The following is a 16534-nucleotide window of genomic DNA, read 5'->3' on the forward strand; positions in this document are numbered from 1 at the left end:
ATATACATTTTTTAAAAATGAAGATAACAAACGGCTTAAAATTTCAATACATAGCAGCATTTGCGCTGTTACTATTGCTTGGCGCATGTGCAGACAAAGATCAGCCAACAGAAAAGAAACCCAATATTATTTTCATCATGACTGATGATCATACCACCCAGGCTTTGAGTGCTTATGATAAGCGATATATTGAAACACCAAATTTAGACAGGTTAGCCAACGAAGGTATTTTGTTTGAAAACTGCTTTGTAACCAACGCCGTTTGTGGCCCGTCTAGGGCAACCATTTTAACAGGAAAATACAGCCATTTAAACGGTTTAACCGATAATTCAAAAGTGTTTGATAGCACCCAGGTTATTTACCCACAATTGCTAAAAAAAGCAGGCTATCAAACCGCAATGATTGGTAAATGGCATTTAGGCTCTACACCTATGGGTTTTGATTATTACAGCATTTTACCAAACCAAGGGCAGTACTACCAGCCAGATTTTTTAGAAAACGGAAAACTGATTACAGAACAAGGTTATGTTACCGATTTAGTGACCGATAAAGCCATCAAATTTGTAGAAGCAAGAGATAAAAACAAACCTTTTATGATGATTTATCAGCAAAAAGCACCACACAGAAACTGGATGCCCGCTACTCGTCATTTAGGAATGTATGATGATAAGATATTTCCAGAGCCAGCTAATCTTTTCGATGATTTTAGCAACAGAGGCCGAGCTGCAAAAGAGCAGATGATGAATATCTCTACAGATATGATGGATGCTTGGGACTTAAAATTAGTTTCAGAAGAAGAACTTAATGCTTTTGAAAAATCTCCGCAAAAAGCAAAATTTAAAGACAGTAAAGAAGGTGATTTCAAAAACGCCAACGATAAATCAACCGATAAACAAAGATTTTTTGAAGTTTATAACCGGATGAACCGTACAGAAAAAGCCGTTTGGAACAAAGAGTACAGTAAAAGAATTGCCGAGTTTAAAACATTAAACTTAAAAGGCAAAGAATTGGTTAGTTGGAAATACCAACAGTACATGAGAGATTACATGTCGTGTGTAACTTCTGTTGACGAAAACGTAGGCCGTTTGCTAGATTACTTAAAAGAAATTGGTGAATTAGACAATACCATCATCGTTTACACATCAGACCAAGGCTTTTTCTTAGGCGAACATGGCTTTTTTGATAAACGGTTTATGTACGATGAAAGCCTAAGAACACCGCTTTTGGTAAGATATCCAAAATCAATTAAAGCTGGTTCTAAAACAACTGCCCTAGCTATGAACTTGGATTTTGCTCCTACCCTTTTAGATTATGCAGGTGTAACAATACCCGAAGATATGCAGGGAAAATCGCTAAGACCAATTATGGATAATGCCGGAAAAACTCCCGCAGATTGGCGCAAAGCAGTTTACTATCATTATTACGAATACCCAAGCTGGCACATGGTAAAAAGGCACTATGGCATTAGAACGCAACGCTATAAGCTCATCCATTTTTACAATGATATTGACGAGTGGGAACTTTATGATTTAGCAAAAGATCCGCATGAAATGCATAATCTTTACCAAGACCCTGCTTACCAGCAAACACTTGTTGACCTAAAAGTTCAATTGACTAAGCTCCAAAAACAATATAAAGACACTAATCCAACTATAAATAATTAATAGATTTTTATGAAACCGTTTTCTAGAAACATCTTTTTAGCTGCTATACTTTTTATGGCAGCCTGTAAATCTGAGGATAAACCCGACAGACCAAACATTTTACTCTTAATGTCTGATAACCAGTCATGGAACCACGTTGGTGTTTATGGTGATGATGTGGTAAAAACACCCAACATTGATAAAATAGCTGCAGAAGGCGTCCGCTTTACCAATGCTTATTGTAATTCTCCGTCATGTACGCCAGCCAGAGCGGCTATGCTCACCGGGCAGGATATATGGAGAATAGAAGAAGGCGCAAACTTATGGGGAATTTTGCCTACGCAGTTTCCAATTTTTACCGACCTTTTAGAAAAAGCAGGTTATAGAGTTGGTTTTGATGGTAAAGGATGGGGCCCCGGAAGTTACGAGGCCAACGGCAGAACCCGTAACCCAGGAGGTGATAAATACGCAAACTTTGCAGACTTTATCAAAAACAGCAAAAAAGGAGAACCTTGGAGCTATTGGTTCAACAGCTTACACCCACACCGCCCTTATGTAGTAGGTTCTGGAGAAAAAGCAGGGATTGATTTAAGTAAAATTACCGTTCCAAAATACCTGCCAGATACCAAAGATGTGCGTATAGATATTGCAGATTATTACGCGGCGATTCAAACTTTTGACGATGAGGTGGGCATAATTATGCAACAGCTAAAAGAAACTGGCGAATTAGACAATACCATTGTAATTGTTGTTGCAGACAATGGCTGGCAGATGCCACGTGGTTTAGCAAATCTTTACGATTTCGGAACCCGTGTTCCATTGATTATATCATGGCCTAAAAACTTTAAAACCAATGCAGTTACTGATGAGCTAATGACTTTAGCAGATTTTGCACCTACATTTTTAAGTATCGCGAATGCAGAAATACCAAAGCAGATGACAGGTTTTAACATTTTGCCAATTGTACAAAAAGATGCGCCAAAGCATCAAGAAAGAGACTTTGTGGTTTTAGCCAGAGAACGCCATGCTTTTGTACGCCAACAAGGTTTAGGTTACCCTGGCAGAGCCATTAGAACCAAAGATTTTCTTTACATCAAAAACTACGAAGCATCAAGATGGCCAGCTGGAGACCCACCATTGTACGGAGATGTTGACCCTTACATGCTAAACTACCCTGGTCCGGCTAAGTTTTATATATTAAAACATAAAGATGAGCCAGCTGTAAAACCAATGTATGATTTAGCTTTTGCTAAACGCCCTGCCGAAGAGCTTTTTGACGTTGCAAACGATCCAGATCAATTGCACAACATCGCTAACGACCCTAAGTTTGCTAAGGTAAAAAAAGACCTTTCGGATAAAATGGTTGCTTATTTAAAAAAGACAAACGACCCCAGAGAAACAGGCGGGAAAATTATTTGGGATAGCACAGACTATTTCAGCGAGATAGATAAAACACCAAAACCCAGCAAAGAAGCTATTAAGGAATTTGGTTTAGATACCATGTACAATTATCTTAAATAAAATTTGATAAATAAAGCGCTTTCCTTTTTATTAAGGAAGGCGCTTTTTTGGTTTAAATAAAACAACCTCGTTAGCGTTAAAAATGTTTTGGGCATTTACACACGCTTTACGCTATATCTTTTTTGTCATCCTGAGCGGAGTCGAAGGACAAAAAAAGGATGTCGCTGCAATCGTTAACCGAAAAAAAAACCGATTTTAAGAATATAACATCATCATAAAACATGTTTAATATGTTCAATAAAAAAGCAGTAGTTGCAATACTACTTTCTGTAACAAGCCTCTATGCAAATGCACAAACAGCAGTTGCTAAAAAACCTAATATCCTCATCATCATGACCGACCAACAAACGGCAGAAGCGATGAGTAACGCAGGAAACAGAGAGCTAAACACACCTTCAATGGATTTATTGGCTGCCAATGGCGTTCGGTTTACCCAAGCCTATTGTGCCCAACCACTTTGTACGCCATCTAGGGTTTCTATTTTTAGCGGACGAATGCCTACAGAAACTGGTTTTGTAGGTAACAGAGAAGAGAAAGATGGCCAATGGCCTGATTCTTTATTGGTAATGGGGAAGATTTTTAAGGATGCGGGGTACAAAACGGGCTACGTTGGAAAATGGCATTTACCAATTCCAATTGATAAAGTGAGTCAACATGGTTTTGAATATATGCAGAACGTAGAAAACCGTGATTTTATGGACGCAGCCAACCCGGCAGCGGCTACTGAGTTTATGAAAACGAATAAAAACAAACCTTTTCTATTGGTTACTTCATTTCTAAACCCTCATGATATCTGCGAATGGGCCAGAGACGATAAAATGAAAATGAATCCGTTTCCATTAGCGCCTGCACCAGAATTATGCCCAGTATTACCAACAAACTGGAGAATTCAGGCTAATGAACCTGCTATTATTCGTGAGCAACAGCTATCTAACGCAAGAACCTACCCTTCTGTAAATTGGGAAGAAAACAAATGGAGACAATACCGCTGGACTTATAACCGCTTGGTAGAAAAAGTAGACGAGTATGTAGGAATGGTTTTAGCCGGACTCAAAAAGTACGACTTGGAAGATAATACCATCATTATTTTCACCAGTGACCATGGCGATGGATACGCAGCACACCAATGGAACCAAAAACAAGTTCTTTATCAAGAATCTGCACAAGTTCCATTTATTGTCTCCAAACTGGGTCAATGGAAACCTAGTACAAACGATAACCTGGTCTGTAACGGCATTGATATTATGCCTACTATTTTATCTTACGCTGGTATTAAAGGCCCCTCCTATTTAAAAGGTGCCGATGTTAAAAAAGCAATTGATAACCCTCAGTACAAGCTAAGAGATACTTTGGTAATAGAAACTGATTTTGCAGATAATACCACCATGTTGGGCATTAAAGGCAGAGCCGTAATTACACATCAGTATAAATACATTGTTTATGACAAAGGCGATATCCGCGAACAGCTTTTTGATTTGCAAAAAGACCCTGGAGAAACCAACAACTTAGCAGCAAACACCAAATTTAAAAAGCAAATTGTAGCTATGCGCAAGCACCTTAAGCAATGGGGTGCACAACATGGAGATTCTTTTAATGCTTGGAATTAGTTATTAAGTCTGTTTAAATTTGTATTGTAAGAATGTTTATAGGTTATTTTTGAGCTAAACAAGGCAAATTTTGTAGCCAAAAAAAAGCATAAACAAATTATTAGATAAATTTTAAACAGGCTCTTAAATTCGATACTTACAAGCAAGCTTCAAGAACAGTTAGATTTATGGATAACTTATCAGATTCTATAAAAACACAGTTTTTAAAAAATAATGCATTTCAATAGTATCAGTACGGGATAATCTCCGTATTATGTATCAGATATTACTTGTTTAAGCGAAGTTAAACAACTTGTAAAAATAAAAATCGAATGCGCATGCTAATTCTAAAAAAGCTCCTAAACAAAGTAATTGTTCTACAACTAGTTATGTTGTTAGCAATCACTGCTTTTGCAGACAACGGCATTGATAAAAAATTAGCAGAAAAGTATTTCCGTACCATATCTGTAGATCGGGGCTTATCACAAAGCACTGTATATTCTATTATTCAAGATTCTTTGGGCTTTATGTGGGTTGCCACTCAAGATGGGCTTAACAGATACGATGGTGAAGCATTTAAAGTTTACCGACCAAATAGAAATGATCCGCAAAGTTTGCAATCGAGCTTTATCCGAAGCCTTTTAATTGATAATGTTGGTGTGCTTTGGGTTGGCGGTGATAAAGGAATTAGCAGCTATGACTCTAAAACAGAAAAATTTAAAAATTACCACCTACCTATACGTACCGGAGAATGGTACGTAACAACCATTATTAAAGATAAAACTGGCAAAATGTGGTTAGGTACAAGTACTGGAGAAATCTACTCGTACAATTCCAAATCAGATACATTTCAAGTACATAACTACAATAACACCCAAGCTAAGATCAGCAACATATCGCAATTATTTTTCCATAACAACTCCATTTATATAGCCACAGATGTTGGGGTTTACCGAATGGCTTTAGGCGCTAAAACTATCCAGTTTATAAACTTCAAAGAAAGAAAAACCAAAATAAACCAGATTTTATTCAATGATGATGATATGTTGGCTGCATCAGAAGGTGCAGGACTTTACGTTTTCAACACTAAAAACGGAAATCTGCAAAAATACCAGCATTCCGTTGGCAACAAATCAAGCCTTGCAGATAATGATGTTAGAAGTTTGGCTAAAGACAATAACGGAAATATCTGGATTGGTACGTTTAGAGGACTATCTGTCTTTAATTTAAGTACTAAAACTTTCGAAAACCACTACCATCAATCCACAATACCTTATACCATTAGCCAAAACTCTGTACGCTACATCTATCGCGATAGGCAAAACGGAATGTGGTTGGGTACTTATTATGGCGGTTTAAATTACTATCATCAGAACGATATAAAGTTCCGTTTATTGAACCAAAACATGGGTCCTTTATCGCTCAACGATGAAGTAATAAACGTTATAAAAGAAGATCCGCAATTAAATATCTGGATTGGCACCAACGATAAAGGCATTAACTTTTGGGACAGGAAGCGGAACGTTATCAGTTACATTACAGCCAAAGAAGGAGATTCAAATTCTTTAAGCTCCAACAACGTCAAATCAATAGCATTTGATGCTACCGGAAATGTACTGATTGGAACGCATAATATGGGGCTTAATTACCTAGATAGGAAAACAAATCGAATTACCCGTTATAAAAATAACCCAGAAAACTCCTCTTCCATATCGGGCGATATGGTTTACGCACTATTAACAGATTCAAAAAACAGAATTTGGGTAGGTACGCGGTCTGGTTTAAATCGCTTCAATCCCTCAGAAAAAACTTTCACCCGTTTTTATTTAGACAAAACCGGACAAAGACTAACCTCTGATGAAATAACCTACTTAAAAGAAGATAGTAAAGGAAGAATATGGATTGGAACTACCAAAGGCGTTAATATTTTTTACCCGGATAGGTTAGAGCTAGAAATCTATAAAGGGGAAATGTTGAGCCATGATGTGGTTTCTTGCATTACCGAAGATAAAAAAGGAAGAATTTGGGTGGGCACCCGAGATGGCCTAAACCTATACAACGAAAACAAACGGAATTTCGCTAAGCTAAACGGTCCAAATAAATTAGTACAAGGGGTTATTTATGGTGTACAGCCAGATGACGGCGGGAATTTATGGATTTCCACCAACACCGGATTGATCAAGTTTGACCCCGATTCAAAAAAAGTTCAACTTTTTGATAATAAAGACGGCCTACAAAACAGTCAGTTTAATCTTAATGCCTTTTGTAAAACATCAGACGGTATGATTCTTTTTGGGGGAATAAATGGTATCACCTACTTTTATCCAAAATCTATTGTGCAGCAACCTTTTAGTTTAAAGGTAACTTTTACTGGATTAGAGGTTTTAAACAAACCCGTTGTAGTTGGCGACAGCTATGATATTCTGCAACAACAAATAGATCACCAAGAAACGATAAAGCTTAGCGCAGACTATAAACAGTTCACCGTTTTTTTCAACACATTCAACTATATCTCTCCCAATAAAATCAAGTATCACTACAAACTAACTGGTTTTGATAATGATTGGCAACCAAGTAAAAACAAAAATAGCGCAACCTTTTCCAACCTCAGGTTTGGTAGTTATACCCTACACATAAAAGCTGTGGGCCCGCTTGGGGAAACAAGCCCCGAGAGAACACTCCAAATAGAAATACTACCGCCCTGGTGGCGTAGCAATTGGTTCTACCTTATAATGGCTTGCTTTATAATAGGTGGAGTTTATGTTGCTTACAAAATTATTGCCGAAAGAATACGTACCAAGCAGGAGTTAAAAATAGCCCATCTTGAACGAGAAAAGGTAGACTATATCAACAAAGTGAAAATGGAATTTTTCACCAATATATCTCATGAATTTCGTACGCCACTTACGCTAATTATTGCACCGTTAGAAGAACTGATACAGAAAGCACCTTTAGAAAAATCGTTAAAACGATATCACGAGCTTATTTTGGTAAATGCAAAACGGCTTTATCATTTGGTTGATCAGTTGTTCGAATTTAGAAAAGCCGAATTAGGCACAAAAAAACTGCAGGTTAAAAACGGTGATATCGTTAGCTTTTTACGCGATATTCATTCGTCGTTTTCTGCACTTGCAGAAAGAAATTTGATCAATTTTAAATTTGAGACTACCATAAACGAGCTGTGGTTTAGCTTTGATGCTGATGCCCTAGAGAAAATAGCCTTCAACCTTTTATCAAATGCCTTTAAATACACTAAAAAAGAAGGCAATATAAGTATGCAGTTATCCCTTAACGGTGATAAAATCATTATTAAAGTTAGTGACGATGGTGTGGGTATTTCGCCAAATGATCAAATGCAGATTTTCGAAAGATTTTACCAAGTTAACAACAACGAGATGAACCTTGGATCGGGTGTTGGCTTAGCTTTTACCAAAAGATTGGTAGAACTACACCACGGCGAAATTAAAGTAGATAGCCAATTAGGCAACGGTTCTAGCTTTATTGTAAGCTTACCAATAAGCGATTCTTATTACGTTTTGGATGAGCATTTACAACATGAGTTTATTGATCATACAATCGCTATCGATGATGACTCCCCAACAGATGATTTACAGACAGTTGAGCCAGAAACAATTAATGATGAAACTAACTTTACAGGTACAGATACTGAAAAGCTACTGATTGTAGACGACAACCACGAAATTGTAGCCTATTTAAAAAACTATTTTAGTAAAACATACAACACCAGTGTAGCCCACAATGGCTTAGAAGCATTAGAGCTGTTAGAAAAAGAAAATTTCGACCTCATCATTAGTGATGTGATGATGCCTGAAATGGACGGCATCCAGTTCTGTAAAAAAATAAAACAAAATATCAGTACCTGCCACATTCCGGTTATTCTGTTAACTGCCAAAAACGAAACAACCCATCATATTAAAGGATTAGAAGTTGGTGCAGATGATTACGTGACCAAGCCTTTTTCTATTTCAATATTAGAAGCTAAGCTTCAAAACATTGTGCGCTCTCGACGAAGGCTAAAAGAATTTTACTCAAGCTCAACGGAAATTGTCCCAGAAAACATCGCTTTCAATAGTTTGGATGAAGATTTTTTACGTAATGCCATTGCTATTATGGAGAAAAATGTAACTGATGCAGAATTCTCTGTAGATAAATTCAGTAAAGAAATTGGGATGAGCCGCTCTAACCTTTACTTAAAACTTAAAGCCATCACTGGCGAATCCGCAACAGACTTTATCAAAAGAATAAGATTTAAAAAAGCAATTGAATTGCTACAAACAAAAAAATACACTGTTGCACAGGTTGCTTACATGTCTGGCTTTAACTCTCCCTCCTACTTCTCAACTTCTTTTAAGCAATATTACAATTGCATGCCAACAGAATATATTGCGAGAAAAGAGTTAGAATAAGAAACTGTTTAAATTTATCCGTAACATAGGCTTCCATAATATAAGGAGCGGTGGCAGTGCTAGGAAATCAGAAAATCAGTAGCACAAATATTGTGACAGCACTACCAAGCATATAGCGAAAGCGGTTTTACGTCGGAGTCGTAGTAACGTTGTTTCAGCACTGGAACGAGTAAAAATCAGCGCACTTGATTTTCTGATGTGCAACAAAAACAGATTTTTGTTTCTTTCATCCGAAAAGAAATAGCCGTTCCGGCGGCAATGAGCCGGGAGGATTTTGATATTAAAATCTGAGATGTAATAAATAAATACAAGATTCTCAAAAACAGAAACCCTGCTTAGAGTGAAACACATAACAAAAAAGAGTTAGAATAAGTCTTTTAAATCAAAATCGAAACAATAAAAGACATAATTAAAATCGTCTAAATCGCTTTTCCACTACTTTCGATTAATAATTATTGATTGCGGTATTTAACCGCTTTTCCATAAACCTTAACCAAACATAAAATTGACACAGACATACGCTATAGGGATAGACGTTGGCGGCACCGCTTTAAAATGTGGATTAGTAGATATTGACGGAGAAATTATTTACTCTTTTTTAATGCCATCAAATGATGCATTTACAGAAGGAGAAGTAATTGCACTGATCAATGCGGCCATTAGAAAATGTGCTAATCATGCTCCAGGACCCATTGTGGGTGTAGGTATCGGCTTTCCTGGCATTGTAGAAAACGGAGTAATCTTAGGCGGTGCGGATAACCTACCCGGCTTTACAAATTTCAATCTTAAAAACAGTATTTATTCATCAACCGGACTAGAGGTCATTATAAATAATGATGCAAATATGATGGCGTGGGGAGAAACGATGTACGGAGCCGGAAAAGGCTGCAGTGATGTTGTATTTCTAACAGTAGGTACAGGTATAGGTGGTAGCTTAGTGATCAACAACCAATTATATGGTGGTTTTAGAAACCGAGGTACAGAAATGGGGCATATGATTATCAAACATGATGGCATTAAGTGTAACTGTGGAAGCATTGGATGTTTAGAAGCCTATGCATCTGTAACTGCTCTGGTTGAAAACTATGCTAAGCTCACCAATCAAGACCCAGCAACGGTAAACGGTAAGTTAATTACAAAAAAGTATCTAGAGCATGAGGTAGAAGCTGTACAAGTTATGCAAAGTCACTTTGACTACCTCGCCACAGGTGTAATTAGCCTGATTAATATCTTCAGTCCGCAAAAAGTAATCATCGGTGGTGGAATTTCTGCTTCTGGCAGTTTCTACATTGAGGAAATTAAAAAAAGAGTCTATAAAAAAGTAATGACTGATACCATTAGCAATACAGAAATTGTAGCTGCTGCGTTAGAAAACAATGCCGGACTCTTAGGTTGTGCCGGACTTGTGTTCCAAAACTTATCTTATTTAAACCAACTCCAAAAACATGAAGCGTAACAATTTATTAGTAGGCGTTATCCTGCTGATCTGGTTTGTAATTTCTTTTGTTACAAACATTTTAGGTCCATTAATGCCAATCATTATTGAAACTTATCATCTTAGCTTAACTTTAGCCGCGTTTTTACCTTTTTCATTTTTCTTGGCGTACGGAATCATGTCTATTCCGGCTGGTATAATTATTGAAAAATTAGGAGAAAAAAAGGCGATGCTTATTGCATTTACCTTAAACCTGCTTGGCTCTTTAGCTTTTGCTATCTACCCCGAATATTTGGTTGCGCTTGCTTCTCTTTTCACTATTGGAATTGGGATGGCCATGCTTCAGGTTATTATCAATCCTTTAATGCGTACCGCGGGTGGCGAGGAAAATTTCGCTTTCTTTTCTGTACTGGCACAGTTAGTCTTTGGCCTAGCATCATTTGTAAGCCCTTTTGCTTTTTCTTACCTAATCGGTTCTTTCTCTGCATCCTCAGAGAGCAATGCATTGCTTTCTTTTCTGTCTGGTCTTGCAGTAAACGGATTAAACTGGACTATTCTATATTGGATTTTTAGCTTTATTTTCATTTTGATCATTGCAACGCTGTTATTGATAAAAATACCCACGGTACAACTTAAAGACGATGAAAAAACAGGCACCAAAGAAGTTTATTTTAGCCTTTTAAAAGACAAAAAAGTAATCCTTTTCTTTTTTGGGATTGTTGCCTATGTAGGTACAGAACAAGCTTTAGCCAACTGGATGTCGGAGTTTTTAAGAACCTACCACGGCGTTAATCCGGCAGAGGAAGGCGCTACAACTATTGCTTGGTTTTGGGGCTTAATGTCTTTAGGTTGCTTTCTGGGTTTAGCTTTACTAAAAATTTGGGACTCTAAAATCATACTTAAAACAGCAGTACTACTAACCATTCTTGCAGTTTCATTTGCGCTTTTTGGCGAAAAAGAAGTATCGCTTTACGCTTTTCCAATTAGCGGTTTCTGCATATCAGTAATGTTCTCTATTATATTTTCTCTAGCACTTAACTCTTACAAAGATCACCATGGTTCTTTCTCTGGGATATTATGTTCAGGAATATTTGGTGGTGCGCTTGTACCTTTTATCATAGGTTTCTTTGGCGATTTTATTGGTCTCCGCTATGCGATGATGTTTTTATATATAACGTTAGGTTACATTTTGTTTCTAGCCAATTATGCCAAGCCATTGATAGCCAATAAAACGATAGCGTTTAAAGACATTTTTAAAGGATAAATTATTATAAGTACAGCTCTTATCTAATTAACCAGACTACAACCCGATACTAAAAACTTGATTATGAAAAAAAAACTAGCTCACTATTTGATTTTTTCCATCGTTGTTCTTTGCTTTACCGCGATAAAAGTACAAGCTCAAACGTTACCTGATGTGGTTTGGAAAGATGTAGATGGCGTATCAATCCCAACACCACCAAACGCCCATCCGCGGTTATACCTTCGTGGAAACCAGGTTGCCGATCTCAAAAACCGGATGAACGATCCGGAACTGAAAAAAGTTTATGCCGATATCGTAAAGATGCAGGAAGATTGGAAACCAGAAGATATTCCTGCAGTTAAAGATTTCCGTTTTTACTTTAACCAAAAAGGGATTACGGTAACGGCAGAACTTTTGGCTTTGGACTATTTGATGAATAAGGACCCAAAAGTTGGAAGAAAAGCCATTACCACGATAATAGACACGCTAGAAATAGCAACTTTTAAAAAAGCTGGAGATATTTCTAGAGGTATTGGCTTGTTTATGGTTACTGGTGCCATCGTTTATGATTGGTGCTATGATCAGTTAACGCCAGAAGAAAAAACACGTTTTGTAAAAGCTTTTGTAAGGCTTGCTAAGATGCTTGAAGTAGGTTATCCACCGGTAAAAGATAAATCTATCGTAGGCCACGCATCTGAGTGGATGATTATGAGAGATCTTTTATCCGTAGGTATAGCTATTTACGATGAGTTTCCTGAAATGTATAATTTGGCCGCTGGTCGCTTTTTTAAAGAACATTTGGTTGCTCGTAACTGGTTCTACCCTTCCCACAATTACCACCAGGGAATGTCGTACCTAAACGTTAGGTTTACCAATGATCTTTTTGCCTTATGGATATTAGATCGTATGGGTGCTGGCAATGTTTTTAATCCAGGCCAACAGTTTGTTCTTTATGATATGATTTACAAACGTCGCCCTGATGGTCAGATTTTGGCAAGTGGCGATATGGATTACTCCAGAAAAAAGCCGAAGTATTATCCAATGCCTGCTTTACTGGCTGGCAGTTATTATAAAGACGAATATCTGAACTACGAATTTTTGAAAAATCCTAAACTTGAACCACATACCAAATTATTTGAATTTTTGTGGCGAGATACCAAACTAGGTAGCAGAAAACCAGATGATTTACCACTTTCACGATATTCTGGTTCTCCTTTTGGATGGATGATTGCCCGTACCGGCTGGGGAGAGGAAAGTGTGATTGCGGAAATGAAAATCAACGAATACTCTTTTTTAAATCATCAGCACCAAGATGCTGGCGCATTTCAAATTTACTACAAAGGTCCGCTAGCCATTGACGCGGGATCTTATACTGGTTCTTCTGGCGGTTATAACAGTCCGCACAATAAAAACTTTTTTAAGCGGACTATTGCACACAATAGTTTACTGATTTACGACCCAAAAGAAACTTTCAGCACCTCTGGATACGGCGGAGAAGGTCAAACACCATTCGCAACAAATGACGGAGGCCAACGCTTACCTGGAAAAGGTTGGACTGCGCCAAAAGAATTGGAGGAAATGCTGGCTGGTGATTTTAAAACCGGACAAATTCTTGCTCAAGGTTTCGGCTCTAACGTTCAAGCACCTGATTACACCTATTTAAAAGGCGACATCACCGAAGCTTACTCCAAAAAAGTAAAAGAAGTAAAACGTTCTTTCATGTTCTTTAATTTAAAAGATTCCAAAGTTCCGGCGGCTTTAATCGTTTTTGATAAAGTTGTTGCTGCTGACCCAAGTTTTAAAAAGTTTTGGTTGTTGCATAGCATCGAAAAGCCCGAAATTAAAGGAAATCAGATGACGATTAAGCGTACAAAAAACGGTGATAGCGGCATGTTAGTGAACAAAGCTTTATTACCTGATTTAGCCAATGCAAATATTGAAGCGGTGGGCGGTAAAGGTAAAGAGTTCTGGGTTTTTGGCACCAATTACACCAATGACCGCAAACCAGGCACAGACGAAGCAATGGAACGCGGTGAATGGCGAGTGGAAATTACTCCTAAAAAAGCTGCTACCGAAGATTATTACCTTAATGTAATGCAGGTTGCCGACAATACGCAACAAAAATTACACGACGTTAAACGTATTGATGGTGATAAAATAGTTGGTGTTCAACTTGCAGATAGGATTGTTACTTTCAGTAAAAACTCAGAAATAGTAAACCTTCCTTTTAACTTTGCTGTTAACGGTAAAGGAACATTTAAATTTACCATCACTGATCTTTTACCAGGAACCTGGCAAGTTTTAAAAGATGGAAAGGTAATATATCCGGCCCTTTCTGTAAGAAGCGATGACGGCATCCTTTATTTTGAAGGAACTGAAGGAAACTATCGTTTTCTAAGATAGGATTATAGCTACTTAAGTACATGAACACTGTAAGTGAATTTTTGAACATCTAAAACTCTTTGATTTTCAAACAATTTGATGCAATAAATCATTAAAAGCAACATGTATTTAACTAATGAGTTCGGTATTCGAACTCATTAGTTAAGACTAAGAGATGTGATTTCTGGAATTTTGAAACGGCGGGAATATGCCCATCAGCATCTCTTAGCAACGTTGGAAAACATTCTTAGAAAGATCATCAATACTTAGTTATAAATTTTCGAACCTTTCTTTCCATTAATATCCTAATTATGCAATTAATCGAAAAACTATTTCTACTACTCTTCTTAACAGGTTTATGGCAACCTGCAACTAGCCAAACCTTACCACAATCAAAACCTAACATCGTTTGTTTAGTTTTAGAAGATACGAGCCCTTACCAATTCGGTTGCTATGGAAACAAGTCTATTCAAACACCAACAATAGATAGCCTCGCTAAAAAAGGCATTAGATACACGAACGCGAGTGCTAATGCTCCACATTGCTCTCCAGCTAGATCTACGCTTATTACAGGTGTTTATGCCACTACTTATGGAATGGATATCCACCGTGAAGAGTTTATCACCCCACAAAACATATTTTATCCTACCTTTTTAAGGGAGGCCGGCTACTTTTGCACAAACAATGCTAAAACCGATTACAACAGTACTGCAGACCCTCAAAAAATGTGGGATGAATCTGGAAAGCTAGCCACTTACAATAGCAAAAAGCGGAAACCAGGTCAGCCGTTTTTTGCAGTGTTTAATACCGAAGCTACTCACATGGGGCTTATTAGAACCATCACCACAGAGGGAAGACCCGACTTTAAAGCTTCTGGTATTGATGTAGACAAAATTTTTATTCCACCACATGTTCCAGATTTTCCAGAAACAAGGTCTGATGAAGCCTATAAATTAAAAGCTGCGCAAGAGTCTGATGCTTGGGTAAAAGGACACCTTGACAACCTGAAGGCAAAAGGTTTGGCAGACAATACCATTGTTTTCTTTTTTAGCGATCATGGAGGTTGTTTACCAAGAGGTAAAGGTTTCCCCTTTGAAAGTGGCCTACGTATCGCCTTGGTTGTCTACATACCTCCCGCGTTACAGCAAAAGATGAACACCAAAGAAAACACCGTGGAAACTAAAAATGTTGGATTTGTTGATTTTGCACCTACGTTTTTAAGTTTAATTGGAGAAAAAACTCCAGCATACATGCAAGGAAAAGCATTTTTAGGTAAGTATGAAACGGCTCCAAGAGAATTACAGTATGGCTTCAGATCTAATCAAGAAAACTACCATTATGACCCATGCCGTACAGTAACTGATGGTAAATTAAAATACATTAGAAATTACATTACCTATAAGCCTTTTGCGTTAAGGAACTTATACCAATCCGGTATGCCAGCAAACATGGCTTGGGATAGATATGTGCTATCTGGTAAATGCACCAATGAAGATTGGTTGATGGAGTACAAAGCCAAGGAAAGTGAATTGCTTTTCGACATTGAAAAAGATCCTTGGGAATTAAACAACCTTGCTAAAAACCCTGCCTACAAAGAAAAGCTAACATTTTTTAGAACAGCTGTTTCAAACCAGATAAGATCTACAAAAGATTTAGGCTTTTTTCCAAGAGAAGTACGTAGCACCAAGAAAAATGGCCTTTACCAATGGGTAAGAGATACTAATTTTCCATTAGATGAACTTTATAATGCAGTTGAATTGGCCAGTGTAGCCGGTAAAGCCGATGTTCCACAATTGTTAAAATACTTAAAGAGTCCACATGCAGAGATTAGATACTGGGGAGTCGTTGGTTTTTGCAGATTAGGCTCGCAAAAGAAAATCACCAAACTCCCTGTTGCTGTAAAGCAAGCAATGAATGACAAAGTTCCCGAAGTTGCTATAATGGCTTCCGAAGCTGTTTGTTACCTAGGCGAGTTTGATTTAGGGGTTAAGAAATTGATTAGCTTATTCAAAGATAATTCAGACCCGGCATATTCATCCTTAGAAACCCTGACTTGGTACCCTGTTGAAAAGAAAAAGCTTCAGAATTACACAGCTACTTTTCAGTCTATTGTTGCAGAACAAGATAAAAAGGAACAAGACCGTATGGGGCTGGGTGTAAAAGTGAGATCTATTCTTGTAAATCTTGGTGCACTAACCATAGATGAGCTCTATACACAAGCAGATATACAAGAGGGCATCAAAAAAAACAAAGCAGGCAGGAAATTCTATTACCCGAAAGAAATTCAGTAGGTGATT

At 37.6% G+C, this 16534-nt stretch carries 8 protein-coding genes; all 8 read left to right on the top strand.

Annotated elements, in window-relative coordinates; genetic code table 11:
* Window positions 1-17 precede the first annotated feature (17 nt).
* A complete protein-coding gene (locus B176_RS0109200) occupies window positions 18-1664 on the top strand; it encodes a sulfatase family protein (RefSeq protein ID WP_017258514.1) in 1647 nt (548 codons plus the stop codon).
* Window positions 1665-1673: 9 nt separating this feature from the next.
* Window positions 1674-3164 (top strand): sulfatase family protein, encoded by a 1491-nt coding sequence (locus B176_RS0109205; RefSeq protein WP_026063247.1) that lies wholly within the window; start codon window positions 1674-1676, stop codon window positions 3162-3164.
* 230 nt (window positions 3165-3394) lie between these two features.
* Complete coding sequence (locus B176_RS0109215; RefSeq protein WP_154647937.1) at window positions 3395-4771, top strand: sulfatase family protein; 1377 nt, start codon at window positions 3395-3397, stop codon at window positions 4769-4771.
* A gap of 317 nt (window positions 4772-5088) precedes the next feature.
* The gene (locus B176_RS0109220) at window positions 5089-9177 is read left to right on the top strand and encodes a hybrid sensor histidine kinase/response regulator transcription factor (RefSeq protein ID WP_040540363.1); all 4089 of its coding nucleotides are present in this window, start codon (window positions 5089-5091) and stop codon (window positions 9175-9177) included.
* A gap of 505 nt (window positions 9178-9682) precedes the next feature.
* Window positions 9683-10633 (top strand): ROK family protein, encoded by a 951-nt coding sequence (locus tag B176_RS19335; RefSeq protein ID WP_017258519.1) that lies wholly within the window; start codon window positions 9683-9685, stop codon window positions 10631-10633.
* Window positions 10623-11876, top strand: coding sequence for an MFS transporter (locus B176_RS0109230; protein ID WP_017258520.1), 1254 nt, complete (start codon window positions 10623-10625; stop codon window positions 11874-11876). The genes B176_RS19335 and B176_RS0109230 overlap by 11 nt, the downstream gene beginning before the upstream one ends.
* Window positions 11877-11939: 63 nt before the next feature.
* On the top strand, window positions 11940-14258 hold the full coding sequence (hepB, locus tag B176_RS0109235) for a heparin/heparin-sulfate lyase HepB (RefSeq protein ID WP_017258521.1): 2319 nt from the start codon (window positions 11940-11942) through the stop codon (window positions 14256-14258).
* A 290-nt stretch (window positions 14259-14548) separates the two neighbouring features.
* Window positions 14549-16528: a sulfatase family protein gene (locus B176_RS0109240; protein ID WP_017258522.1), complete on the top strand. Its 1980-nt coding sequence runs from the start codon at window positions 14549-14551 to the stop codon at window positions 16526-16528.
* Window positions 16529-16534 lie beyond the last annotated feature (6 nt).

Source organism: Pedobacter arcticus A12, from assembly GCF_000302595.1.
Lineage (GTDB): Bacteria > Bacteroidota > Bacteroidia > Sphingobacteriales > Sphingobacteriaceae > Pseudopedobacter > Pseudopedobacter arcticus.